The organism is Curtobacterium sp. ME-Dv--P-122a (genome assembly GCF_030209645.1).
Lineage (GTDB): Bacteria > Actinomycetota > Actinomycetes > Actinomycetales > Microbacteriaceae > Curtobacterium > Curtobacterium flaccumfaciens.
Genome location: NZ_JARVRO010000013.1, coordinates 208889 through 231634 on the forward strand (window position 1 = coordinate 208889; position 22746 = coordinate 231634).

Genomic DNA, 22746 nt, shown 5'->3' on the forward strand with positions numbered 1-22746 from the left:
AAGAACCACCGGACTGGAGGCCCGTGGCGGGCCCGCCACGGGCCTCCAGTCCGCCTTTCCCACACCCCCAAGGAACCCACGTGCGATTCGGATACTGGACCCCGCTCTTCGGCGGCTGGCTGCGCAACGTCGACAACGAGAACATGCCGGTCACCTTCGACTACGTGAAGCGCCTGGCGCAGCGCGCCGAGCGGATCGGCTTCGACCTGACGCTCGTGCCGGAGCTCAACCTCAACGACATCAAGGGCACGGCGGCACCCTCGCTCGAGGCCTGGTCGCTCGCGGCGGCCATCGCGGCGACGACCGAGCGCCTGGAGATCATGGCGGCGATGCGTCCCGGGTACCACCTGCCCGCGGTGACGGCGAAGCAGGCGGCGACGATCGACGACATCTCGTGCGGCCGGTTCACCTTCAACGTCGTGAGCGCCTGGTGGGCGGAGGAGGCGAAGCAGTACGGCGGGATCTTCTCGGAGCACGACGACCGGTACAAGCGCACCGCGGAGTTCGTCGAGGTCATGAAGGGCCTGTGGCGCGAGACCCCGTACTCGTTCTCGGGCGAGTACTACGACATCGAGAACGCGCACCTCGAGCCGAAGCCCCGCGTGACGCCGCGCATCTACGCCGGTGGGGAGAGCGAGGCCGGCAAGGCCGCGATCACCGGGTACGCCGACGCCTACGTCACGCACGGCGGCACGGTCGAGGAGCTCCGCGCGAAGATCGACGAGATGAAGCAGCGCCGCGTCGACGCCGGTCTGCCGCCGTTCGAGGCGTTCGGCATGGCCGCGTACGTCATCGTGCGCGAGACCGAGGAAGAGGCGCAGGCCGAGCTCGCCCGGATCACCGACGTGCAGCACGGCACGGCGTACGAGTCGTACCAGGACTTCATCTCGAAGTCGCAGCTCGAGCACGTGCCCTCGCTCGAGGACTACTCGGTGTCGAACCGCGGCCTGCGCCCCGGGTTCGTGGGGACGCCGTCGCAGGTGGCCGCCCGCATCCGGGAGTTCGAGGACGCCGGGGTCGACACGCTCCTGCTGCAGTTCTCGCCGCAGCTCGAGGAGATGGACCGGTTCGGCGAGCAGGTCATCCCGCTCGTCCGGCAGTCGGTCGGGGCGCAGTCCTGATGGGTGCCACGCCGACCAACGCCGAGGACGGCTGGGCGTTCGAGACCCGCCAGATCCGCGCCGGCTTCAAGGCCGACCCGGGGTGGGGCGCGAACGTGCCGCCGATCGCGCAGAGCGCCGCGTACGTCTACCCGTCGGGGGAGGACGCCGCCGCGCGCTTCATGCTCGACGCTCCCGGCCACACCTACACGCGGGTGAACAACCCGTCCGCGGCAGCACTCGAACGCCGGATCGCCGACCTCGAGGGCGGGATCGGTGCGCTGGCGCTGGCGTCCGGGCAGGCGGCGACGTCGCTGGCCGTGCTCGGTGTCGCACGCGCCGGTGACCACGTGGTGTCGAGCGCCTCGCTGTACGGCGCGACCTACACGCTGTTCGCCTCGACCCTGCGGGACCTCGGCATCACCTTCACGTTCGTGCAGGACCCGACCGACCTGTCCGAGTGGGCGGCGGCGGTGCGTCCGGAGACGAAGGCGTTCTTCGGCGAGTCCATCCCGAACCCCCGCGGCGACGTCCTGGACTTCGCCGGGGTTGCCGGCGTCGCGCACGAGGCCGGGGTGCCGCTCATCGTCGACAACACCATCGCGACGCCGTACCTGGTGCGCCCGATCGAGCACGGCGCCGACATCGTCGTGCACTCGGCGACGAAGTACCTGGCCGGACACGGCAGCGCCATCGCCGGGCTCATCGTCGACAGCGGGAACTTCGACTGGGCGGCGCACGCCGACGCCTACCCGCAGCTGGCCACGACCGAGCAGTCCGAGTTCGCGAACACGAACTTCGCCGAGAAGTTCGGGCGGCGGGCGTTCATCCAGCGCACCCGCTCGAAGCTGTCCGCCGACCTCGGGCCCGCGATCGCGCCGTTCAACGCGTTCCTGGTGCTGCAGGGCATCCAGACGCTGTCGCTCCGCATGGACCGGCACGTGTCGAACGCCGCCACGGTGGCGACCTGGCTCGACGCGCACGACCAGGTCGAGCACGTGCACTACGCCGGCCTGCCGGACTCGCCGTGGCACCACCTGCAGCAGCGCTACGTGCCGAAGGGACCGTCGGCCGTGCTGTCGTTCGACCTGGCCGGCGGGGTCGCCGCGGGCCGACGGTTCGTGGCGGCGCTCGAGCTGTTCGACCACGTCTCGAACCTCGGTGACGTCCGCTCGCTCGTCGTGCACCCGGCATCGACCACCCACGTGCAGATGACCTCGGCCGAGCGGGCTGCCGCGGGGGTGGGGGACGGTCTCATCCGCCTGTCGATCGGCCTCGAGCACATCGACGACATCACCGCGGACCTGGCGCGGGGGTTCACGGCAGCCGCAGCGGGATAGGTTGGGCGCATGACCACGTTGGCCGCACCGACCCGCGTGCGGACGCGCGCCCCCGGCAAGATCAACGTGTTCCTGTCCGTCGGGGCGCTGCAGGACGACGGCTACCACGACGTCGCCACGGCGTACCAGGCGGTGTCCCTGTACGAGGACGTCACCGCCGAGGCCGCCGACGACTTCTCGGTCACCTTCACGGGGCCGATCGACACGAGCACCGTGCCGGTCGACGAGTCGAACCTGGCCATCCGTGCGGCCCGGCTCGTGGCCGACGCGGCCGGACACCGCGGTGGCGTGCGGCTGACCATCGACAAGCAGGTGCCCGTCGCCGGCGGCATGGGCGGTGGCTCCGCGGACGCCGCGGCGACCCTGCTCGCGGTCGACACGCTCTGGGGCACCGCGCTCGGTCGCGAGGAGCTGCTCCGGCTCGCCGCGCAGCTCGGCGCCGACGTGCCGTTCGCGTTCGCCGGCGGCACCGCCGTGGGCACCGGTCGCGGCGACGAGCTGAGCCCGGCGCTGGCCAAGGGCGAGTTCCACTGGGTCCTCGCCCTGAGCGACGACGGCCTGTCGACCCCGGCCGTCTACCGTGCGCTCGACGAGCACCGGGAGCGGTACCGCGCCGACATCTCCCCGGCGCCGTCGCACCCCGTGGTCGAGGCCAACGTGCTGCAGGCCCTGCGCGCGGGTGACCCCGACCTGCTCGCCGACTGCGTGCACAACGACCTGCAGGCACCGGCCATGCGGCTGCAGCCCCGGCTCGCGGCGACGCTGGAGCTCGGTGAGAAGTCCGGCGCCCTGGCCGGCCTGGTGTCCGGCAGCGGACCGACGGTGGCGTTCCTGGTGGGTGACCGTGACGCCGCGCTCGAACTGCAGGTCGAACTCAGCGCCGCCGGCCTCGTCGCACTCCGGGCCACCGGTCCGGTGCACGGCGCACGCGTGGTGCACTGACCCGACGCCCCGGCACAGCCGTCGGCGGATGTGCCGCCACCGTCAGCGGCGGGACCGCCACTGTCAGCGGGTGGACCGCAACCGTCAGCGGCTGTACTTCCAGAGGATGACCGTGCCGGTGTGCCAGTAGCGCACGACGTGGAACCCCTCGGCCACGAGCGTGTCGGTGACCTGCGGGCGGATGTTCCGTGACTTGCCGCCGACGAACCACACGGTGTCGATGCCGGAGATCCGCTCGGGCACCGTCGTCGCGATGTCCCCGTTGACGTTCCAGAGCTGCCCGCGTTCGGCACCGGTCTCGGCGACGGCGAGGTCGCGCATCCCGGTGAAGGCCTCGGGGTAGGAGTCGGCGATGACCTGCGCGGTGGTGCCCGGGTGCTCCCAGACGCTGCCGAAGACGACGCCCTCGTTCTGGTCGGTGCGCCGGTCCCGCTCGCGCTCGATGATCGCCGCCGCGTTCGCCCAGTGCGAGTCCTGCTTGGCGTGGGGCAGCCGGACGATCGTGCTCGTCGGTGCCGACACGAGCAGCATCCCGACGACCGCGAGCGCCAGCCACCGCCGGGGTCGGATCGCCGTGATCGCCAGGCCGATGAGCAGCGCGACGAACGGCAGGCTCAGGCTGGCGTACTTCGGGGAGTACAGGTGCTCCCCGGCCGCGGTCGCGCCGACGAGCAGTGCGGTGGGCAGGATCGTCAGGGGGACGGCGACGCGCACGGCCTGCATCCGCAGCAGGTCACGGGCAGTCGGGGAAGGGCGTCGGGTGGCCCGGACGGCGAGCACGACGCCGACGATCATCAGCGCCCACCCGAGCACCGCGTACGGCCAGACGGCACCGAACCAGGCGGTCGCGACGACCTGGCGCACGGTGGCCCACCCGACGCCGGTGATCCAGCCGACCTGCTTGGCCTGTCCTGCGGCGAGGACGATGAAGGGCGACACCACGATCGCGGCCCCGACGGCGGCGACGCCCCAGCGCACGAACGCGGCGCGGTCGACCATCGGCGCGGTCACCGGACCGGTGCGCTGCGAGAGCACGGCGTTGCGCCGTGCGGCACGGTCGGCGACGGCGGTCCAGAGGAGCACGACCCCGTGCGCGACGACGGCCAGTGCCAGGTAGACGTTGAACAGCACGGCCACCACGGCGAGCAGGCCGTAGACGACCCACCACCGGGCCGCGTGGTGCCGGGTCCGGGTGCGCCGGACCGCGGTGATCCCCACCAGGGTCAGCGCGACGGCGAAGGTCGTGACGGTGGCGTACGGACGCCCCTCGGTGCCGGCCCAGGCGACGCGCGGCAGGACCAGGAACACGATCCCGGAGACGACCCCGAGCCGCACCCCGCCGAGACGACGGCCGAGGGCGACGACGAGGCCGGCGGAGACCCCGATGGCCAGCGCGCTCGGGAACCGCAGCGTGAACGGCGAGTACCCGACGAGCGTGAACCAGACGTGCATCACGGCGTAGTACAGGCCGTGGACGGCGTCGACGTTCTGCAGCTCGGCCCAGAGTGCCGGCCAGCTGCGCTGTGCGCTCGCGATGGTCGCGGCCTCGTCGTACCAGACCGACGGCACCCAGCTGAAGGCCGCTGCGACGACGACGCCGAGCGCGCCGACGGTGATCTCGGGGGTCCGTGCGAGGGCTCGCACGGCCGCGACGACGAGCCCCAGCGAGCGCGCGCGCACCGACGCGTCCGACGTCGTGCGTCGGATCGGGACGGTGCCGGTGCGCGGGGAACTCACGCCCGCGACCGTACCGATCTGCTCTGGGGATCCGCCGCGTCCGGGCGCTGAACTCTCACATGCAGGAGTTCGGTGCGACGGGCCAGAATGACGGGATGGAACCCCTCGTCGCCCCTGCCGCCGCACTCTCCCCGGGGCGGATGCAGCTCGGTTCGCGGACCGCCGCGCTCGCCGACGTCGGGGTCACCGGGCTGCGACGCCTGGCCAGTTCGCGCATCCTCGTCGTCGGGGCCGGCGGGCTCGGGGCGCCGGTGGTCGCGTACCTCGCCGGGATCGGTCGGCTCACGGTGGTCGACCCCGACGTGGTCGACGCCTCGAACCTGGCCAGGCAGACGCTCTTCACCGCCGCCGACGTCGGCTCGCCGAAGGCGCAGGTCGCGGTCGCCCGAGCCGTCGCCGTCGACCCGGAACTCGACGCGGTCGCCGTGGTCGGTTCGTTCACGCCGGACCTGGTCGCCGGACACGACGTCGTGGTCGACGCCGCCGACTCGGTCGTGGTCACCCGGGCCGTCTCGGACGCCTGCGCCGAAGCGGGCGTGCCGTTCGTGTGGGGCACCGTGCTCGGCCACGACGGGCAGGTCAGCGTCTTCCGCGACGCCGGGCCGGACGGCGTCGACTTCCACGACCTGCACCCCGACGCGCTGCCCGACGAGGGCTCGTGCGCCCTGGACGGCGTCGTCCCCGCACTGTGTGGTGCGGTCGGTGCGGTGATGGCGGGACAGGTCTTCGCGTTGGTCACCGGCAGCGGCGACCCGCTGCTCGGACGCGTGCTGACCGTCGACGCCCGCCGGTGGCGCTGGACGGAGAGCCCCGTCCGTCGCGGACCCGCCTCGCGTCGACCGGCACCTGCTGCTGGTGCCGCCGCGACGCCGCGCATCGCGCCGTCCGCCCTGGCCGCCAGGGTGGCGGACCCGTCGGACCCGCTGGTCGTCGTCGACGTCCGGACCGACGGGGAACGGGCGGCCGGCGTGGTCGCCGGTGCCGTCACCGACGACACCGGTGCGGACGAGGTCGTCGTCTACTGCGCACGCGGCCCCCGTGCGGACGCGTGGGCGGCGCGGCAACCGGCCGGGAGGCGCGTGACGGTCCTCGACGGCGGCTTCGAGGCCTGGCGTCGCGAGGGGCTGCCCGTGGCGATCGAGCACCGGTCCTGACCCAGCCTGGTCGTCTCTACCGCCCTTGCCGCCGCATCCGCGGATAGGATCGGTGGATCATGACGCAACTGCGGGTACGGGACGCTGCGGCCTTCCTCGGGATCAGCGACGACACCGTGCGACGACTCGTCGACGGCGGCACCTTCACCCGTGCCACGGACGACGCGGGGCGAGCCGTGGTCGACGGTCGCGAGGTCGCCGCCTACGCGCGGGAACGCAGCTCCGAGCTGACCGACCCGGCGTCCGCGGTGAAGAGCTCGGCGCGCAACCGCTTCGTCGGGATCGTCACCGACCTGGTCGTCGACACCGTGATGGCGCAGGTCGAGCTGCAGTGCGGCCCGCACCGTGTGGTGTCCCTGATGAGTGCCGAGGCCGTCCGCGACCTCGGGCTCGAGGTCGGGTCCGTCGCGGTGGCGTCCGTGAAGGCCACGATGGTCGCGGTCGAGGCACCTGCCCGGCACGAGGACGAACGATGAGCCGCCTCCGGCCGTTCGCGGCGCTTGCCATCGCCGCCACCGTCGCACTCGGACTCGCTGCGTGCACGGCTCCGGAGGCGGGGTCGGGAGCATCGGCCCCGGCGGGCTCCGACACCGAGGGGCCGACCGGTTCGATCACCGTGTTCGCGGCGGCGTCCCTGCAGCAGACCTTCACGACCCTGGGCAAGCAGTTCGAGACCGCGAACCCCGGTGCCTCGATCCGGTTCTCGTTCGCCGGCTCGAGTGACCTCGTCAACCAGATCCAGAATGGTGCCCCCGCCGACGTGTTCGCGTCCGCCGACGAAGCGAACATGGCGAAGCTGGCGTCGACCGACCTGGCGAGCGGGTCGCCGCAGGACTTCGCGACGAACGTCCTCGAGATCGCCGTCGCGCCGGGCAACCCGAAGGGCATCACCGACCTCGACGACCTGACGGCTCCGGGCGTCCAGCTCGTCACGTGCGCCGCCCCGGTGCCGTGCGGTGCCGCAGCCGCAAAGGTCGAGCGAGCCGCCGGTGTCGACCTGCGCCCGGTCAGCGAGGAGCAGTCCGTCACCGACGTGCTCGGCAAGGTCGAGTCCGGGCAGGCCGACGCCGGACTCGTCTACGTGACGGACGTCCGAGGGGCCGGCGGCAAGGTCGACGGCGTCCCGTTCGACGAGTCGGGCAAGGCCGTCAACACGTACCCGATCGGCGTGCTCCGGGAATCCCAGGACCCGGCGCTCGCCCAGGCGTTCTCGGAGTACGTCCGCTCCGCCTCAGGGCAGCGCGTGCTCGCCGACGCGGGTTTCGGGAAGCCCTGACCCGTGGCTCCGCGCGCTGACGGACGGCCGCCGGTCGCGTGGTGGCTCCCGCTGCCCGCGGTGCTCGGCGGGCTGTTCGTCGTCGTGCCCGTGCTCGCGATGCTCGGCCGGGTGGACTGGTCGTCCTTCGTCGGGCTCGTGACCTCCACCGCCTCGCTGACCGCACTCGGGCTCAGCCTCGGCACGGCGCTCGCGGCCACCGGGGTCGCGTTCGTCCTCGGGTACCCGCTCGCCGTGCTGTTCGCGCGCTCACGGTCACGCTGGGTCGGCGTCGCCCGGGCCGTCGTGCTCCTGCCGCTCGTGCTGCCGCCGGTGGTCGGCGGCCTCGCGCTGCTCGCGGCCTTCGGTCGGCTCGGGGTGGTCGGGGCGTTCCTCGACGACCACGGCCTGCACATCGCGTTCACCACGACGGCGGTGGTCATCGCGCAGACCTTCGTCGCGATGCCGTTCCTGGTGTCCTCGGTCGAGGGGGCGCTCCGCGTCGAGGGCGACCGCTACGAACGGGTCGCCGCGACCCTGGGCGCCGGACCCACTCGGACGTTCCTGACCGTCACGACGCCGCGGGTCCTGCCGGGCATCGTCTCCGGGCTCGTCCTCTGCTTCGCCCGGGCGCTCGGCGAGTTCGGGGCCACCCTGACCTTCGCCGGCAGCCTGCAGGGGGTCACCCGGACCCTGCCGCTCGAGGTCTACCTGCAGCGCGAGGTCGACCCGGACACCGCGGTGGCCCTGGCGGTCGTGCTCGTCGTGGTGGCCGTCGTCGTCATCGGGGCCTCGTCGTTCCGCACCCGCGGAGCCCTGGCGTGACGGCCGAGGGTTCGGTGGGCGTCCGGGCGCACGTCGTCGTCGGGTCGCGGGACGTCGACGTCGCGATCGAGGTGCGCGCGGGGGAGTGCCTGGCCGTCATCGGGCCGAACGGTGCAGGCAAGTCGACGGTGCTCGAGGCCCTGGCCGGGCTGCTGCCGATCGACGCCGGCCGGATCGAACTCGACGGGGTGCAGGTCTCGAGCCCACGGCACGCCGTCCCCACGCACCGTCGTCGGGCCGGACTCGTCGCGCAGCGGTCCGACCTGTTCCCGTTCCTCGACGTCGTCGGGAACGTCGCCTTCGGACCCCGTGCGGCCGGAGCCGGTCGCGCCACGGCCCGGCAGCTCGCCCGCGACGCGCTCGACGCCGTCGGTGCCGCCGACCTGGCCACCCGCGACCCACGCACGCTCTCCGGCGGACAGGCGCAGCGCGTCGCGATCGCCCGGGCGCTCGCCACCGACCCGGCGGTGCTGCTGCTCGACGAACCGACCTCGGCGCTCGACGTCGGCGCGCAGGACGAGGTCCGCGCGGCACTCCGGACCGCCGTCGCCGGTCGTCCCGCCGTGCTCGTCACGCACGACCCGGTCGAGGTCGTCGCACTGGCCGACCGCGTCGTCGTGCTCGAGGGCGGCCGGGCGGTCGAGCAGGGCACCCCCGCTGCCGTCCTCGGTCGTCCGACGAGTGCGTTCGCCGCGACGTTCTCCGGACTCGCGCTGGTGCACGGGACCGCCACCGGGGGCGGGATCGCGATCGACGGCGGGGGCGAGCTGGCGTCGGGGACGCATGCCGTGCCTCCCGGCCGGCCCGCCCTGGCTGCCTTCCACCCGACGGCCGCCGTGCTGACGCGGGACGGTGCCGGAGCCGCGCGCACCGTCTCGTCGCTCGAACCGCGCGACGGACTGGTGCGGGTGCGGGCCGGTGACCTGGTGGCGGACCTGACGCTCGCGCGGCTGACCGCGCTCGGGATCGCCCCCGGCGACGCGGTGCGCATCGACGTCCCCGCGGTCGAGGTGGCGGTCTACGCGCCCCGTGGTTGAGACAATGGTCGGATGACCTCCTGGTTCCCCAAGGTGTGGCCCGTGGCCACGCCGATCCTGGCGGCCGTCGTGCTCGCGTTCTCCTACGGCCGCTACGGGCTCGGTACCGCCGTGGTGGTCGTCGTCGCCGTCGTGCTCGCGGTCACGGTGCTCGCAGCCGTCCACCACGCCGAGGTCGTCGCGCACCGCGTGGGGGAACCCTTCGGCTCGCTCGTGCTGGCCGTCGCCGTGACGATCATCGAGGTCGCCCTCATCATCTCGCTGTCGAGCTCGGGCGGTGCGCAGGCCGAGACCCTGGCGCGCGACACGGTGTTCTCGGCGGTGATGATCACGATGAACGGGCTGGTCGGCCTCGCGATCCTGATCGGCACCCTGCGGCACAACACCGTGCGCTTCAACCAGGAGGGCGCGAGCGCCGCGACCATGACGGTGGCCGCGCTCGCCGTGCTGACCCTGGTGCTGCCGACGTTCACCACCGGCACCGACGACGCGTCCTTCACGGGGACGCAGCTGGTGTTCGTCGCGATCGCGTCACTGGTGCTCTACGGGCTGTTCGTCGTCACGCAGACCGTGGCGCACCGCGACTTCTTCCTGCCGGTCAACCGTGCCGGCGGGGTCCTGGTCGAGTCCGAGGACGCCCACGCCGCACGCCCGTCCGGACGCACCACGATGGTGTCGCTCGGGCTGCTCGTCGTCGCGCTCGTCGCCGTGGTCGGGCTCGCCAAGGTGGAGTCGCCCGCGATCGAGGCCGGGGTCGCCGCCGTCGGGTTCCCGCCGTCCTTCGTCGGTGTCGTGATCGCGCTGCTCATCCTGCTGCCGGAGGGCATCGCAGCGTCGAAGGCCGCCGCACGGAACCGGATCCAGACGAGCCTGAACCTGGCGATGGGGTCCGCGATGGCGTCGATCGGTCTGACGATCCCGTCGATCGCGGTCGCGTCGCTGTTCATGCCGGGGACGCTGCTGCTCGGGCTCGGGCCGTCGCAGATCGTGTTGCTCGCGCTGACGATCGTCGCGGCGGTGCTCACCGTGCTGCCCGGTCGTGCCACGCGGCTGCAGGGTGGGGTGCACCTGGTGATCTTCGCCGCGTTCATCGTGCTGTCCGTCTCGCCGTAGGGCGGGGGGTTCGGCGCGGGCGGGGCGGGGCGGGGCGGGGTCGGGGTGGGGCTGGGCTGGCTGCGCCGGGTCGTTCCGGGCGTACCTGGTGGAATCGGGCGTACCCGGTCGGAAGATCGCGCCAGGTATGCCCGAAAGCACCAAGCATCGCGGGTGTTCTGGGAAGGAACGGGCGCGGGGCGCGCGGGCGCGGGGTCGAATCGGGCGTACCTGGTTGTTCCGGGCGTACCTGGTCGGATCGGGCGTACCTGGTCGGAAGTTCGCACCAGGTATGCCCGGAAGCACCAGGTATCGCGGGTGTTCTGGGAAGGAACGGGCGCGGGGGGCGCGGGCACGGGGTCGAGTCGGGCGTGCCTGGTTGTTCCGGGCGTACCTGGTCGAGTCGGGCGTACCTGATCGGAAGTTCCGACACGGTATGCCCGGAAACACCAGGTATCGCGGGTGTTCTGGGAAGGAACGGGCGTACCGCTCAGCCGCCGAGCTCAGCCGCCGAACTCAGCCCCCTGCGAAGGGCGGCATGACGTCGACGACCTCGACCCCGTCGAGCGAGGTCGCCCGGTCGCGCGTGGTCACACCGTCGACCAGGTACGAGCAGCGCTCCTGCAGCGCACTCCATCGCGCAGGGTCCGCCACGTCGGCCGCATCGATCGCGCCGAGGGCAGCCTCGATGGTGCGGCCGGTCGTGCTCAGCGAGTCGACACCCACGGCAGCGCGGGCAGCGGCGAAGAACCGGATCGTGGTCATGCCTCAGCCGCCGATCGCGCTCATGCCGCGTGTCGGGTGCACGAGCTCGTCGCTGTCGTCACCGTGGTCGCGCGGCTTCGCCCACATCGCGAGCCGCCAGAGCTCGGCGACCTCGTCGTCGTCCGCCCCGGAGCGCATCGGCCCGAGCACGTCGGTCTCCTCGTCCGAGAACAGGCAGCTGCGGACGTGCCCGTCGGCGGTCAGCCGGGTGCGGGTGCAGTCGGCGCAGAACGACTCGGTGATGCTCGCGATGATCCCGACGGTGCCCAGCGGCTCGCCGGTGACGGCGTCGTGCACGCGGTACCGCTCGGCCGGGGCACCGTCCCGCGGGGCGTCGTCCGGCGTGAGCACGAACGACGTCGCCAGCAGCGCGCGGGTCTCGGCGGCGGTGATCATCTCGGTGCGGTCCCAAGCGTGGTCGGGGTCGAGGGGCATCTGCTCGATGAACCGCAGCTCGTAGCCACGCTCCAGGCACCAGCGGAGGAGTTCCGGGGCGGCCTCGTCGTTGATGCCGCGCAGCAGCACCGCGTTCACCTTGATGTCGAGTCCGGCGTCGTGCGCGGCCGACAGCCCGGCGATCACCTTGTCGAGGAACGGGCGGCGGGTCACGGTGGTGAAGACGTCGGGGTCGACGGTGTCGAGCGAGACGTTCACGCGCCGCAGCCCGGCGTCGTACAGGCCCTGGGCGCGGTGGGCGAGGCCGATCGCGTTCGTGGTGAGCGACAGCTCCGGGGCGTCGGGCAGCGCGGCGCACCGGGCGATCACGTCGACCAGGTCGTGCCGGAGCATCGGCTCCCCGCCGGTGAACCGGACCTTGCGGACGCCGAACCGCGACGAGCCGATCCGGACCAGCCGCTCGATCTCGGTCGCCGTCATCAGGGCCTCGTCGGGGGCGAACGGCAGTCCGGCCGCGGGCATGCAATACGTGCAGCGCAGGTTGCAGCGCTCGGTCAGCGACACCCGCAGGTCGACGGCGCGACGCCCGAAGCGGTCGACGAGCCCGGCGGGAGCCGGGTCCACGGAGCCGGTCGTGCCGAGCAGGATCGCGGGTGCCATGGTCGTCAGCGTACGTGTTCCACGCGCCGGAACGTCAGCCGCTCCCACCACCGTCGCCACTGCGACCGCTCCGTGCGCAGCAGCGTGACGACCACGATGACCGCCACGGCCGCGAGCAACCACCACCGGTAGGCGTCCGCCGACGGCCACACCCCGCGCAGCGCGATGGCGAGGCCGATCGACAACCACTCCCACCGCCCGGACAGCACCACGAACGGGATGAGCAGCAGCGCGTACCAGGGGTAGCGCGGCGTCACGGCGAGGAACGTCACGCCGATCATCAGGACCTCGCCGGACCAGGGGCGAGCCGGGTCGGACAGCCGCCACGCGACGAACGCCGCCAGCAGCACCAGGAGCCCCACCACCAGGGTCGCCGCGTCGCCCTTGACCACGAGCGACACCAGCGCGAACCGGGAGCCGTCCTCGTAGCCCTCCTCGTTCAGGTAACCGGGCAGGTACCCGAGCACGTCGAGCCCGGTCGTCAGCACGTAGGGCACGTAGAGCAGCCCGAACACGGCGATGCCGATCGGGATCGCCCACCACGCCCGACCGCGGCCGAGCAACGGCGGGTACACGATCGCCGGGATGAGCTTCGTCGCGGTCGCGGCCCCGAGCGCGATGCCGCCCCAGATCGGTCGGCCGAACGCGACGAGCACGACACCGGCCGTGGCGAGTGCGGCACCGACGACGTCGACGTGCGAGTTGGTGACCGCCTCGGACGCGACGAGCGGCGACCAGGCCCAGAGCGCCGCCCACCAGGTCGGACGGCCGATGCGGCGGAGCACCAGGACGAGCCCGACGGTCACACCGAGCGACACGAGCAGCCCGGCGACCTGGAACGGCAGGTACTGCGCGGTCGCCGGCACGAAGAACCGCACCGCGGCGAACCACAGCTGCGCCATCGGCGGGTAGATCGTCGTGACGTCGGGCCGGTTGATCGCGGTGCAGTGCCCGTCGGCGCCGTCGCCGAGCCCGCGGAACCGGGGCTTCAGCGGATCGCACGTGCCGTCCACCTTGTCGGGGAACAACCAGTCGGGTCGGAGACCGGACAGTGCCGCGGACTGGGGGGTGTGCGCGTACGGTGAGACACCGGCATGCTGGACGATGCCGTCCCACGCGTACCGAGCGGAGTCGGTGCTCGTGTTGGGCGGGCCGACCAGCGCGGCGATGCCGATCACCACCGCTCCGCCGATGACCATGGTGGTCATCCACCGGACGGGCACGAAACGCACCGCGAGCACGGCGATCACGAAGACGGTCCAAGCGATCAGCGTCCACGCAACGAATGCAGAACGATGGCCCGATCGGAGGAACCCCAGATGCGTGACGCCGACGGCGATGACGCCCGACAGGGCGAGTACTCCCACGACGGCCAGCACCGTGCCGATCCGGGCGGCGGTGCCGTCGGCCAGGGACGGTCGGAGGGCACGCAGTCGGTCGCTCATGGTCCGTCGAGGCTATCCGGCCTCCAGCGCCTGCTGCACGACGGACGAGCAGCTCTGGCGTCCCCCAACCGCAACGCCCGCTCGGCGGTGGTGCTCGGGCGTCTGCTCGGCATCGCGTTCCTGATCTGCTTCGGCACCGGGATCTACAGCCACCTGCTCCAGGAACCGCTCGGCTGGATGCGGTTCCCGACCCGTCCGACGCAGCTGTACCAGTTCACGCAGGGCCTGCACATCACGACCGGCATCGCGATCATCCCGCTGCTGCTCGCGAAGCTCAACACCGTCATGCCCGCCCTGGTGCAGGTGCCGCCGGTGCGCGGCGTGCTGCACCTGCTCGAGCGGCTGTCGATCGCGGTGCTCGTGTCCGCGTCGATCATCCAGGTCGTCACCGGCCTGCTCAACACGTACCAGTGGTACCCGTGGCCGTTCCCGTTCCGCCAGGTGCACAACGCCCTGGCCTACGTGATCATCGGCTCGCTGGCCATCCACATCGCCGCCAAGCTGCCGGTCATCGCCCGCTACTGGCGGAAGCGCGACTCCTACGACGCGCACGGCCGGTTCATCGCGGACCCCGCGTCCGGCAGCGAACTGCTTCCTCCTGGCCTGGAGGCCCGTGGTGCGTCCGCCCCGCGCGCTGCGGTCTCCGAGACCACCGGGCCCACGGCCCCGGGTCTGCTGGGCCGCGTGTTCCGCTGGATCGACGGCGTCGACGCCGCCCCCGGCGGCGCCGAGTCCCGTCCCACCGGACCCGACACGGCCCCGGAGACCCGCGAGGTGTCCGAGGAGCCGAGTCCCGCCCAGCCGACGGCCGACGTGGCGGAGGCGAGCCGGGCCTCCAGGCCGACGCCGGAAGCAGCCACCGGACGACGCCAGCGCATCGCCCGACGCGGGTTCTTCGCCGGCGTGACGGCGGCGACCGTCGGTGTCGTCGCGCTCACGGCGGGGCAGTCCTCGAAGCTCGCGGAACCGTTCAACGTGTTCGGTGCGCGCGGTCGCGGCATCGGCGCGAACGGGCTGCCGGTCAACCGGACCGCGCGGGCAGCCGGCGTCCTCGCGACCGCGACCGCCGCCGACTGGACGCTCACCGTCGTCGGCCACGACGTGAGCCGGACGTTCGTCCGGGCGGAACTCGTCGCGCTCGGCACCGCGCAGGTCGACCTGCCGATCTCGTGCGTCGAGGGGTGGAGTCAGATGGCGACCTGGAAGGGCGTGCGGATGCGCGACCTGCTCGACGCCGTGCAGGCACCGCAGGGGGCGCACGTGCGCGTGACGAGCCTGGAGCGGCACGGCGGCTACCGGATCATGGACATGGGACCGGAGTACGCCGAGGACCCGACGACGCTCGTCGCCCTCGAGCTGAACGGTGCGACGCTCGACCTGGACCACGGGTTCCCGGCGCGGATCATCGCTCCCGGGCGGCCCGGTGTGCTGCAGACCAAGTGGATCGAGAAGATCGAGGTGCTCCGGTGAAGGCCGCGCGGATCGTGCTCGTGGTGATCGGTGTGCTGGTCATCGCGTTCGGGGCGTACGTGCTCGTGACGTCCGTCAAGCCGAACCGCATCGGCGGGCTCGGGGTCTGGCTGCTCGCGGCGGTGGTGCTGCACGACGCGATCCTGTCGCCGTTCGTGGTCGGCGCCGGGCTGCTGCTGCGTCGGGCCGGACGCTCGCTGCGGGCCTGGGTGCTCGTGGTCGTGCAGGCGGCGATCGTGCTCGGCAGCGTGCTCGCCCTGGTGGTCCTGCCGGAGATCGCTGCGAAGGACCACGGGCAGAAGAACCCGACCGTGCTGCCCTTCGACTACGGCACGCGGCTGCTGCTCGTCGAGGGGGCGCTGCTCGTCGTCGTGGTGGTCGTGCTCGTCATCGGGGTGGTGCGGTCGCGTCGCGCTGGCGGTTCATCTGGTTCGGCTGGTCCGTCCGGTTCGTCCGCGGTGCGCACCACTGGTTAAAGAGACAACCTTTCGGTATGATCAGGTCATGACCGACGAGACCCCGTGGCTCACCCGCGAGCAGCTGCGCGCGTGGATGAAGCTTGTCGCGGTCATGGAGCTCCTGCCGGCGGCGCTCGACCAGCAGCTGCAGCGTGACGCCGACCTGACGCACTTCGACTACATGGTCATCGCGATGCTCTCCGAGACCGACACCCGGACCCTGCGGATGTCGGCGCTCGCCTCGGCCACGAACGCCTCGTTGCCGCGGCTGTCGCACGTGGTGTCCCGGCTCGAGAAGCGCGGGCTCGTGACCCGGTGCCCGTCGACCTCCGACCGCCGAGCGACCGACGTCCGGCTGACCGACGCCGGGTACGCCACCATCGTCGACGCTGCCCCGGACCACGTCCGCACCGCCCGCCGGGTGGTCATCGACGCGCTCTCCGACGAGCAGGTCGCGCAGCTCGACGGCATCGCGGCGTCGCTCCTGACGCGGCTCGACCCCGAGGGGCGGTTCGCGGCGCTGACCTACCCGCGCGAGGACGACGACACCGCGATCTGCGAGCAGCGGCTGACGGGTGCGGCGACGGACTGAGGCCGCCTGGCCTCCGCGTCCCTGCAATAGGCTCGCCGCATGACCGACCCCGCCGCGCCGTCCGACACGTACTCCTACCTCGGACCCGCCGGCACCTTCACCGAGGCGGCCCTCAAGCTCGTCGAGGCGGCCGCCGGCAAGCCCTGGCGGAGCGTCAACAACGTCGGTGAGGCCCTGGACGACGTCATGTCCGGCCGCTCGATCGGGGCCGTCATCGCGATCGAGAACAGCGTCGACGGCGGGGTCAGCGCCACGCAGGACGCCCTGGCCCGGATCCCCGGCGTGCGGATCGTGGGGGAGTACCTGGTCCCCGTCGACTTCGTGCTCGTCGCCCGACCCGGCACCACCCTGGCCGACGTCCGCACCGTGAACGCGCACCCGGTCGCCTACGCCCAGACCCACAACTGGCTCGAGGCGAACCTGCCCGGCCACGGCCACATCCCGGCGTCGTCCAACGTCGCCGCGGCCCTCGCCCTGCTCGAGGCGAACCCCACGGCCGACGCCGCCGTCGCGCCGCCCGGCATCACCGACCACCACGACGTCGTCGTCCTCGCGTCGTCCATCGGCGACAACGCCTCGGCGGTCACCCGGTTCGTGCTCGTGTCGAAGACCCTGGCGCTGCCCGAGCCGACCGGCGCCGACAAGACGAGCGTCATCGTCGAGCTGCCCGCCGACCACCCCGGCGCCCTGGTCGACATGCTCGAGCAGTTCGCGACGCGGGGCATCAACATGGGGCTGCTGTCGTCACGGCCGATCGGTGACGAGCTCGGCCGCTACCGGTTCGTCATCGATCTCGACGGGCACGTGCGCGACGAGCGGGTCGCGGACGCACTGCTCGGCCTGCGCCGGTTCAGCCCGCGCGTGACGTTCCTCGGGTCGTACCCGCGTGCAGACGGTGCCCGCCCCGAGGTTCCGGCGCGCTACTCGGACGCCGCGTTCGTCGAGGCGCGGGACTGGCTGCGCGCGATCGTGTCGGGCGAGCCCGGGGTGCGGTAGCGCGGTGCGGCGCTCCGCGGTGCCGTGACGCCGTGTGGTGCGAGGTTCCGTAGTCCGTGAGAGCCCGCGGCCCTCGCACGGACGACGGAACCTCGCACGGAGCGATCGGCCGGGTCAGGGCACCTGGCGCGAGCCGTGGCGGTCGTCCGCAGGGTCCGGTACGCGCACCGAGAGCCCCATCGGGTCGATGCGCGAACGGAAGGCGATGACCTCGCCCACCGGGTCGCCGTCGATCTCGAACTCGTCGGGCCGCTCGAGCCGCGCCGTGAACTCCTGCCCGCGCAGGTAGCGCAGGGGTCGTTCCTCGCGCGAACGCGACACGATCTTCTTGCCGACGGCGGTCTTGCCCAGGTTCGACCGGCGGAACGCCCGCAGGATCCCGTTCTCCCAGAACACCCGGGCACCGATCCGCACCCAGCCGAAGAACCCGCGGGGTCGCATCACGGCGATGTCGAACACGCCGTCGTCGATCTCGGCGTCGGGCAGCAGGATCGCGCCGGCCTGCAGCATGCCGCAGTTGCCGACGATGAGCGAGTGCGCCCGGAGCGAGTGGTTGCCGTCGTCGTCCAGCTGGTAGCGGAACTCGAACGCGTTGGCGTCGCGCACCGAACGGAACAGCGAGTCGACGTAGGCGAGCCAGCCGACCTTCTTCTTCAGCTCGGGGCGGGTGTTCACGAGCATCCGGGCGTCGAGCCCGAGGCCCGCCATCACCAGGAAGCCGAAGCGTTCGCGCTCGCCCCCGGGGCGCTCGACCTTGAGCATGCCGAAGTCGATCTTGCGGTCGTCGCCGTGGAAGATCGTCCGGACGCTCGCGGCCAGGTCGTCGAGGGGGAGCTTCATGTTGCGCGCGAGCAGGTTGCCGGTGCCGCTCGGCAGCAGCGCCAGGGTCGAACCGGACTCGTGCACGACCTCGGCGACCGCACGGACCGTGCCGTCACCACCGGCCGCCGCGACGACGTCGGCACCGGCCTCGATCGCCGCGCGGGCCATGCCGCCGCCCGGGTCCTCTTCGGAGGTCTCGAACCACAGGGTCTCGGCCCAACCGGCCTGCTGCTGGTGTTCCTGCACCGTGCGCTTGAGGGTCGGCAGGTGGACCTTGACCGGGTTGTAGACCACCGCGGCCGTCCGCTGCTCGGTGGGGAGGGCGTCCTGGTCCGCGGGCGCGGTCTCCGAAGGGGTCGACATACGTCCACGCTACCGATCGAGGCTGCGTGCGGTTGCCCCCGTCTAGGATGGGGCGGTGATCGATCCACAGCTGCTTCGCGACAACCCGGACGTCATCAAGGCTTCACAGCAGGCGCGTGGTGCCTCCGTGGCCGTCGTCGACGAAGCCGTCGCCGCCGATTCCGCCCGCCGCAGTGCGATCACCTCGTTCGAGTCGCTCCGCGCCGAGCAGAACGCGTTCGGCAAGACCGTCGCCAAGGCCCCGAAGGACGAGAAGGCCGCGCTCGTGCAGCAGGCCCAGGCCCTCGCCGCAAAGGTGAAGGAGGCGCAGGCCACCGTCACCGCGGCCGAGGACACCTTCAACACCGTCGTCCGCGGCATCCCGAACGTCGTGCTCCCCGGTGTGCCCGAGGGCGGCGAGGACGACTTCGTCACGCTCCGCACCGTCGGCACCAAGCCCGAGTTCGACTTCGAGCCGAAGGACCACGCCGACCTCGGTGAGCACCTCGGCATCATCGACATCCCCCGCGGCGTGAAGGTCTCAGGCTCGCGCTTCTACTTCCTGCGCGGCATGGGCGCCCGGCTCGAGATCGCGCTGATGTCGCTCGGCCTCGACCGTGCGATCGCCGCCGGCTTCGAGCCGCTCATCACGCCGACGCTCGTCCGCCCCGAGACGATGGCCGGCACCGGGTTCCTCGGTGAGCACGCGGCCGAGGTCTACCGGCTCGAAGCCGACGACCTGTACCTGACCGGCACGAGCGAGGTCGCCCTCGCCGGGTTCCACGCCGACGAGATCCTGCCGCTCGAGGAAGGACAGGCCCACCGCTACGCCGGCTGGTCGACCTGCTACCGGCGCGAGGCCGGTTCGGCGGGCAAGGACAACCGCGGCATCCTCCGCGTGCACCAGTTCAACAAGCTCGAGATGTTCGCCTACGTCCACCCCGACCAGGCCGAGGCCGAGCACGAGCGCCTCGTCGCCCACCAGGAGGAGATGCTCCAGGACCTCGGGCTCCACTACCGCGTGATCGACGTCGCCGCCGGCGACCTCGGCACGAGCGCCGCGAAGAAGTACGACATCGAGGCCTGGGTCCCGACGCAGGGCACGTTCCGCGAGCTCACCTCGACGTCGAACTGCACGACGTTCCAGGCCCGCCGCCTCGACATCCGGTACCGCACCGAGAGCGGCAAGACGGCCCCGGTCGCCACCCTGAACGGCACCCTCGCCACCACCCGCTGGATCGTCGCGATCCTCGAGACGCACCAGCAGGCCGACGGTTCCGTCGTCGTGCCGGAGGTCCTGCGCCCCTACCTCGGTGGCGTCGAGGTGATCGAGCCCCGATGAGCACCCAGGGACGGTTCGTGGACGGCACCGAGCAGGGCGCGGGCACCGACGCGCCCGCCCGCACCAAGCGCTGGCTGGTCGCGCTCGACATCGACGGCACCACCATGCGCGAGGACGGTGTCATCACCGAGGCCGTCGTGGCGGCAGTCCGTGACGCCGAGGCCGCCGGGCACGAGGTCATGCTCTCGACCGGCCGCAGCGAGGGCATGACCGTGCCCCTGCTCGAGACCCTCGGCATCCGGCCGAAGTACCTGGTCTGCGCCAACGGTGCGCTCATCCTGGCCCGTCGCGCCGACGGCTCCTACGTGCGCGAACACGTCGAGCGGTTCGACCCGTCCGAGGTGCTGCAGACCATCCACGGCGCGCTCGAGAACGCGGCGTTCGGCGTCGAGGACGAGACCGGTCACTTCCTGCTGTCCGGCAACTTCCCCGACGACACGATGACCGTCGAGGGCGAGCACGTGCCGTTCGAGCAGCTGCTCGGCGTCGAAGCCACCCGCGTCGTCGTCATCTCGCCCGGCCACGACACCGAGGACTTCCTGCAGATCGTCGAGCAGATGGGCCTGCACAAGGTCTCGTACTCCGTCGGCTGGACGTCGTGGCTCGACATCGCTCCCGAGGGCGTGACGAAGGCCACCGCGATGGAGCGCGTCCGCGAATGGCTCGACATCCCGCGATCCCGGGTCTTCGCCGCGGGTGACGGCCGCAACGACATCGACATGCTCCGCTGGGCCTCGACCTCCGGTCGCGGCGTCGTCATGGGCCAGGCCCCTGACGACGTCGTCGACGCCGGCAACGAGCTCACCGGCGGCATCACCGACGACGGCCTGGCAGCGGCGCTCGACTCCCTGCCTCGCTAGTCCGCGCTCGCGCGCACCCCAGCCTGGAGGCCCGGGTAGACTTCCCGGGACGCGATCACGTCTCGCCACGTGGTCGCGTCACTGGAGGGTTGTCCGAGCGGCCGATGGAGCCTGTCTTGAAAACAGGTGGGCAGAGATGTCTCGTGGGTTCGAATCCCACACCCTCCGCGATGGACACACGGTTGCGCCCACTCCGCCTCGACGACGCGGCCGTCCTGGCTGCGGTCATCACCGAGAACGCCGACCACCTGCGACCGTGGGAACCGGCCCGAGCGCCGTCGTACTACACGGAGTCCGGCCAGCGGGACGTCATCACGCAGGCCCTCGCCACGCAGCGCGCGGGCAACGCGGTGCCGTTCGTCATCGAGTCGGCCGACGGGGAACTCCTCGGCCGCATCACGCTGAGCGGCGTCGTCCGCGGCGCGCTGCAGTCGTGCGCGATGGGCTACTGGATCCGCGCCGACCGCACACGCCAGGGTCATGCGTCCCGCGCTGTCCGCGCGGCGGCCGATCACGCGTTCGACGTGCTCCGTCTGCACCGCGTGCAGGCCGAGACCCTGCCCGAGAACGTCGGCTCGCAGCGTGCGCTCGAGTCGGCCGGCTTCACCCGGTACGGCTTCGCGCCGGAGTACATCAAGATCAACGGGGTCTGGCGCGACCACGTCATGTTCCAGCTCCTCGCGCCGACGCCGGCCCCGTGATCGAGGTCGTCGAGTACCGGTCGTCGTGGCCCGAGCGGTTCCGGCAGCTCCACGATGCGTACGCCGCCGCGCTCGACGACGCCGATGTGCCGTTCCGGAGCATCGAGCACGTCGGCAGCACGTCCGTGCCGGGCCTGGCGGCGAAGCCCGTGCTCGACGTCGACGTCGTGGTGGACGCTGCCGACGTCCCGGCTGCGGTGGCGGCGATGGCGACGATCGGCTTCGAACCGCGCGGTGAACTCGGCGTCCCGGACCGGCGCGCGTTCCGGGCTCCGGAGCGCTTCGCCCCGACCAACACCTACGTGGTCGCGGCCGAGTCGCTCGCGCTGCGGAACCACCTGGCCGTCCGTGACGTGCTGCGTTCCGACCCGGTGCTGCGCGACGAGTACGCCGCCGTGAAACGCCGGGCGGCCACCGAGGCTGAGGACATCGACGACTACATCGAGCGGAAGAGCGAGGTGCTGGGCCGGATCCTGCGCGCCGGCGGCTTGACCGACGACGAGCGCGCCGCCATCACCGCCACGAACCGTCGGATCACCGACCGCGGCGCGGGTGGCTGACACGATCGGGGCGGGTGACGGTTCTGGTTCAGGAACCCGGGTGTTCGTGAACCAGAACCGTCACCGTCCCGACGAGAACCGGCCTCAGGCGCTGGCGAGCATCGGGTAGAGCGCGGTGAGCGGGGCGCTCAGGCCGGCACGGACGTCGCGGCTGACCTGGTCGGCGAGGACCTCGTGCTCGCCGGCCTCGACCGCGTCCCAGATCGAACGGACGATGTCGGCGGGGTCGGACTTCTCGACGTCGAGGTCGGCGATCATGCCGGTGTCGGTGTAGCCGAGGTGGGCGCCGACGACCTGGGTGCCCTGGGGTGCGAGCTCGAGGCGCAGGGAGTTCGTGATCGACCAGAACGCGGCCTTCGACGCCGAGTACGCGCCGGCGAGGGCGACCCAGCTCAGGGCGGAGTGCACGTCGATCAGTGCACCGTTGGCGATCGAGGGCGCGAATGCCTTGGCGACACGGAGTGCACCGAAGACGTTGGTGGCGAAGATGCGCTCGACCTCTTCGACGGAGACGTCGACGAGCGGGTCGGAGCCGGCGATCCCGGCGTTGTTCACGACGACGGTCACGTCGGCTGCGGTGCGGGCCGCGGCGTCGACGCTCTCCTGGCTCGTGACGTCGAGGGCGAGCGGGACGATGCGCTCGTCGTCCCAGGTGCGGGGGTTGCGGGCGGTCGCGTAGACCTTGGTGGCGCCACGCTCCAGGGCCTGGCGGACGAACTCGGCGCCGAGGCCGCCGTTCGCTCCGGTGACGAGGACGACGGCGTTGGTGAGGTCGGTCATGAGTGCTCCTGAGAAGGGAAGTTGAGTACGGAAACCGAACCTAGCACGTTGTGTCCGGAAATCGAACCCAGCTAG

General features: G+C 72.1%; 23 protein-coding genes and 1 tRNA gene. 18 read left to right on the forward strand and 6 right to left on the reverse strand.

Going from position 1 to position 22746, the window contains the following annotated elements; all coding sequences use genetic code 11:
• Positions 1 to 80 precede the first annotated feature (80 nt).
• From QRN49_RS14330 to QRN49_RS14340, 3 genes are read left to right on the forward strand one after another with little or no spacing between them, the layout of a single operon-like run.
• Positions 81 to 1121, forward strand: a complete 1041-nt coding sequence (locus QRN49_RS14330; RefSeq protein ID WP_128780801.1) for an LLM class flavin-dependent oxidoreductase — start codon at positions 81 to 83, stop codon at positions 1119 to 1121.
• Complete coding sequence (locus tag QRN49_RS14335; RefSeq protein WP_284756481.1) at positions 1121 to 2440, forward strand: O-acetylhomoserine aminocarboxypropyltransferase/cysteine synthase family protein; 1320 nt, start codon at positions 1121 to 1123, stop codon at positions 2438 to 2440. Before QRN49_RS14330 ends, QRN49_RS14335 begins: the two co-directional genes overlap by 1 nt.
• 9 nt (positions 2441 to 2449) lie before the next feature.
• Positions 2450 to 3382, forward strand: a complete 933-nt coding sequence (locus QRN49_RS14340; protein WP_027466065.1) for a 4-(cytidine 5'-diphospho)-2-C-methyl-D-erythritol kinase — start codon at positions 2450 to 2452, stop codon at positions 3380 to 3382.
• An 84-nt stretch (positions 3383 to 3466) separates the two neighbouring features.
• On the opposite strand, the gene QRN49_RS14345 is transcribed toward QRN49_RS14340, so the two are convergent.
• Positions 3467 to 5119, reverse strand: a complete 1653-nt coding sequence (locus QRN49_RS14345; RefSeq protein WP_284756482.1) for a glycosyltransferase family 39 protein — start codon at positions 5117 to 5119, stop codon at positions 3467 to 3469.
• Between the two features lie 95 nt (positions 5120 to 5214).
• Here QRN49_RS14345 and QRN49_RS14350 point away from each other — a divergent pair, with 95 nt between their 5' ends.
• Genes QRN49_RS14350 through QRN49_RS14375 form a run of 6 tightly spaced genes read left to right on the forward strand, consistent with a single transcriptional unit; the run spans position 5215 to position 10503 of the window.
• On the forward strand, positions 5215 to 6273 hold the full coding sequence (locus QRN49_RS14350; RefSeq protein WP_284756483.1) for a ThiF family adenylyltransferase: 1059 nt from the start codon (positions 5215 to 5217) through the stop codon (positions 6271 to 6273).
• A gap of 59 nt (positions 6274 to 6332) precedes the next feature.
• On the forward strand, positions 6333 to 6749 hold the full coding sequence (locus QRN49_RS14355; protein ID WP_111024680.1) for a TOBE domain-containing protein: 417 nt from the start codon (positions 6333 to 6335) through the stop codon (positions 6747 to 6749).
• Positions 6746 to 7549 (forward strand): molybdate ABC transporter substrate-binding protein, encoded by an 804-nt coding sequence (modA, locus tag QRN49_RS14360; RefSeq protein WP_284756484.1) that lies wholly within the window; start codon positions 6746 to 6748, stop codon positions 7547 to 7549. Before QRN49_RS14355 ends, modA begins: the two co-directional genes overlap by 4 nt.
• A 3-nt stretch (positions 7550 to 7552) precedes the next feature.
• Positions 7553 to 8353, forward strand: coding sequence for an ABC transporter permease (locus tag QRN49_RS14365; protein WP_071246956.1), 801 nt, complete (start codon positions 7553 to 7555; stop codon positions 8351 to 8353).
• The gene (locus QRN49_RS14370) at positions 8350 to 9390 is read left to right on the forward strand and encodes an ABC transporter ATP-binding protein (protein ID WP_284756485.1); all 1041 of its coding nucleotides are present in this window, start codon (positions 8350 to 8352) and stop codon (positions 9388 to 9390) included. The genes QRN49_RS14365 and QRN49_RS14370 overlap by 4 nt, the downstream gene beginning before the upstream one ends.
• A 12-nt stretch (positions 9391 to 9402) precedes the next feature.
• A complete protein-coding gene (locus tag QRN49_RS14375) occupies positions 9403 to 10503 on the forward strand; it encodes a calcium:cation antiporter (RefSeq protein WP_017888287.1) in 1101 nt (366 codons plus the stop codon).
• Positions 10504 to 10998: 495 nt separating this feature from the next.
• On the opposite strand, the gene QRN49_RS14380 is transcribed toward QRN49_RS14375, so the two are convergent.
• Genes QRN49_RS14380 through QRN49_RS14390 form a run of 3 tightly spaced genes read right to left on the reverse strand, consistent with a single transcriptional unit; the run spans position 10999 to position 13553 of the window.
• Complete coding sequence (locus QRN49_RS14380) at positions 10999 to 11247, reverse strand: MoaD/ThiS family protein (RefSeq protein ID WP_284756486.1); 249 nt, start codon at positions 11245 to 11247, stop codon at positions 10999 to 11001.
• Between the two features lie 3 nt (positions 11248 to 11250).
• Complete coding sequence (gene moaA, locus QRN49_RS14385) at positions 11251 to 12303, reverse strand: GTP 3',8-cyclase MoaA (protein ID WP_110865525.1); 1053 nt, start codon at positions 12301 to 12303, stop codon at positions 11251 to 11253.
• 5 nt (positions 12304 to 12308) lie between these two features.
• Positions 12309 to 13553 carry a glycosyltransferase 87 family protein gene (locus QRN49_RS14390; protein WP_111032933.1) on the reverse strand — a complete coding sequence of 415 codons (1245 nt, stop codon included), beginning with the start codon at positions 13551 to 13553 and terminating at the stop codon, positions 12309 to 12311.
• A gap of 69 nt (positions 13554 to 13622) precedes the next feature.
• Between QRN49_RS14390 and QRN49_RS14395 the strand changes: the two genes are divergently transcribed.
• From QRN49_RS14395 to pheA, 4 genes are read left to right on the forward strand one after another with little or no spacing between them, the layout of a single operon-like run.
• Complete coding sequence (locus QRN49_RS14395) at positions 13623 to 15218, forward strand: molybdopterin-dependent oxidoreductase (protein ID WP_284756487.1); 1596 nt, start codon at positions 13623 to 13625, stop codon at positions 15216 to 15218.
• Positions 15215 to 15694 carry a hypothetical protein gene (locus QRN49_RS14400; protein WP_284756488.1) on the forward strand — a complete coding sequence of 160 codons (480 nt, stop codon included), beginning with the start codon at positions 15215 to 15217 and terminating at the stop codon, positions 15692 to 15694. The genes QRN49_RS14395 and QRN49_RS14400 overlap by 4 nt, the downstream gene beginning before the upstream one ends.
• A 28-nt stretch (positions 15695 to 15722) precedes the next feature.
• Complete coding sequence (locus QRN49_RS14405; protein ID WP_017888293.1) at positions 15723 to 16268, forward strand: MarR family winged helix-turn-helix transcriptional regulator; 546 nt, start codon at positions 15723 to 15725, stop codon at positions 16266 to 16268.
• 39 nt (positions 16269 to 16307) lie between these two features.
• Positions 16308 to 17264, forward strand: a complete 957-nt coding sequence (gene pheA, locus QRN49_RS14410; RefSeq protein WP_284756489.1) for a prephenate dehydratase — start codon at positions 16308 to 16310, stop codon at positions 17262 to 17264.
• 114 nt (positions 17265 to 17378) lie between these two features.
• On the opposite strand, the gene QRN49_RS14415 is transcribed toward pheA, so the two are convergent.
• Positions 17379 to 18449: a diacylglycerol/lipid kinase family protein gene (locus QRN49_RS14415; protein WP_111023675.1), complete on the reverse strand. Its 1071-nt coding sequence runs from the start codon at positions 18447 to 18449 to the stop codon at positions 17379 to 17381.
• Positions 18450 to 18504: 55 nt separating this feature from the next.
• On the opposite strand from QRN49_RS14415, the gene serS reads away from it, so the two are divergent.
• From serS to QRN49_RS14440, 5 genes are all read left to right on the forward strand, one after another.
• Entirely contained in the window at positions 18505 to 19770 is a 1266-nt protein-coding gene (gene serS, locus QRN49_RS14420; RefSeq protein WP_259572332.1) for a serine--tRNA ligase, read from the forward strand.
• Complete coding sequence (locus tag QRN49_RS14425) at positions 19767 to 20630, forward strand: HAD family hydrolase (RefSeq protein ID WP_084741461.1); 864 nt, start codon at positions 19767 to 19769, stop codon at positions 20628 to 20630. The genes serS and QRN49_RS14425 overlap by 4 nt, the downstream gene beginning before the upstream one ends.
• Positions 20631 to 20713: 83 nt before the next feature.
• A tRNA-Ser gene (locus tag QRN49_RS14430) sits at positions 20714 to 20798 on the forward strand.
• 2 nt (positions 20799 to 20800) lie between these two features.
• The gene (locus QRN49_RS14435) at positions 20801 to 21331 is read left to right on the forward strand and encodes a GNAT family N-acetyltransferase (protein ID WP_284756490.1); all 531 of its coding nucleotides are present in this window, start codon (positions 20801 to 20803) and stop codon (positions 21329 to 21331) included.
• Positions 21328 to 21891, forward strand: a complete 564-nt coding sequence (locus QRN49_RS14440) for a GrpB family protein (RefSeq protein ID WP_284756491.1) — start codon at positions 21328 to 21330, stop codon at positions 21889 to 21891. The genes QRN49_RS14435 and QRN49_RS14440 overlap by 4 nt, the downstream gene beginning before the upstream one ends.
• An 84-nt stretch (positions 21892 to 21975) precedes the next feature.
• Here the strand turns inward: QRN49_RS14440 and QRN49_RS14445 are convergent, their stop codons facing one another.
• Entirely contained in the window at positions 21976 to 22671 is a 696-nt protein-coding gene (locus tag QRN49_RS14445; RefSeq protein WP_111029862.1) for an SDR family oxidoreductase, read from the reverse strand.
• Positions 22672 to 22746: the final 75 nt, after the last annotated feature.

What these genes read in the sequence shown, in the direction of transcription:
- QRN49_RS14340 (WP_027466065.1), top strand. Translation starts at nt 2,450, where the DNA reads ATGACCACGTTGGCCGCACCGACCCGCGTGCGGACGCGCGCCCCCGGC.
- QRN49_RS14435 (WP_284756490.1), top strand. Translation starts at nt 20,801, where the DNA reads ATGGACACACGGTTGCGCCCACTCCGCCTCGACGACGCGGCCGTCCTG.
- QRN49_RS14375 (WP_017888287.1), top strand. Translation starts at nt 9,403, where the DNA reads ATGACCTCCTGGTTCCCCAAGGTGTGGCCCGTGGCCACGCCGATCCTG.
- modA (WP_284756484.1), top strand. Translation starts at nt 6,746, where the DNA reads ATGAGCCGCCTCCGGCCGTTCGCGGCGCTTGCCATCGCCGCCACCGTC.
- QRN49_RS14335 (WP_284756481.1), top strand. Translation starts at nt 1,121, where the DNA reads ATGGGTGCCACGCCGACCAACGCCGAGGACGGCTGGGCGTTCGAGACC.
- QRN49_RS14355 (WP_111024680.1), top strand. Translation starts at nt 6,333, where the DNA reads ATGACGCAACTGCGGGTACGGGACGCTGCGGCCTTCCTCGGGATCAGC.
- QRN49_RS14425 (WP_084741461.1), top strand. Translation starts at nt 19,767, where the DNA reads ATGAGCACCCAGGGACGGTTCGTGGACGGCACCGAGCAGGGCGCGGGC.
- QRN49_RS14350 (WP_284756483.1), top strand. Translation starts at nt 5,215, where the DNA reads ATGGAACCCCTCGTCGCCCCTGCCGCCGCACTCTCCCCGGGGCGGATG.
- QRN49_RS14405 (WP_017888293.1), top strand. Translation starts at nt 15,723, where the DNA reads ATGACCGACGAGACCCCGTGGCTCACCCGCGAGCAGCTGCGCGCGTGG.
- pheA (WP_284756489.1), top strand. Translation starts at nt 16,308, where the DNA reads ATGACCGACCCCGCCGCGCCGTCCGACACGTACTCCTACCTCGGACCC.
- QRN49_RS14445 (WP_111029862.1), bottom strand. Translation starts at nt 22,671, where the DNA reads ATGACCGACCTCACCAACGCCGTCGTCCTCGTCACCGGAGCGAACGGC.
- QRN49_RS14380 (WP_284756486.1), bottom strand. Translation starts at nt 11,247, where the DNA reads ATGACCACGATCCGGTTCTTCGCCGCTGCCCGCGCTGCCGTGGGTGTC.
- moaA (WP_110865525.1), bottom strand. Translation starts at nt 12,303, where the DNA reads ATGGCACCCGCGATCCTGCTCGGCACGACCGGCTCCGTGGACCCGGCT.
- QRN49_RS14395 (WP_284756487.1), top strand. Translation starts at nt 13,623, where the DNA reads ATGCGTGACGCCGACGGCGATGACGCCCGACAGGGCGAGTACTCCCAC.
- QRN49_RS14415 (WP_111023675.1), bottom strand. Translation starts at nt 18,449, where the DNA reads ATGTCGACCCCTTCGGAGACCGCGCCCGCGGACCAGGACGCCCTCCCC.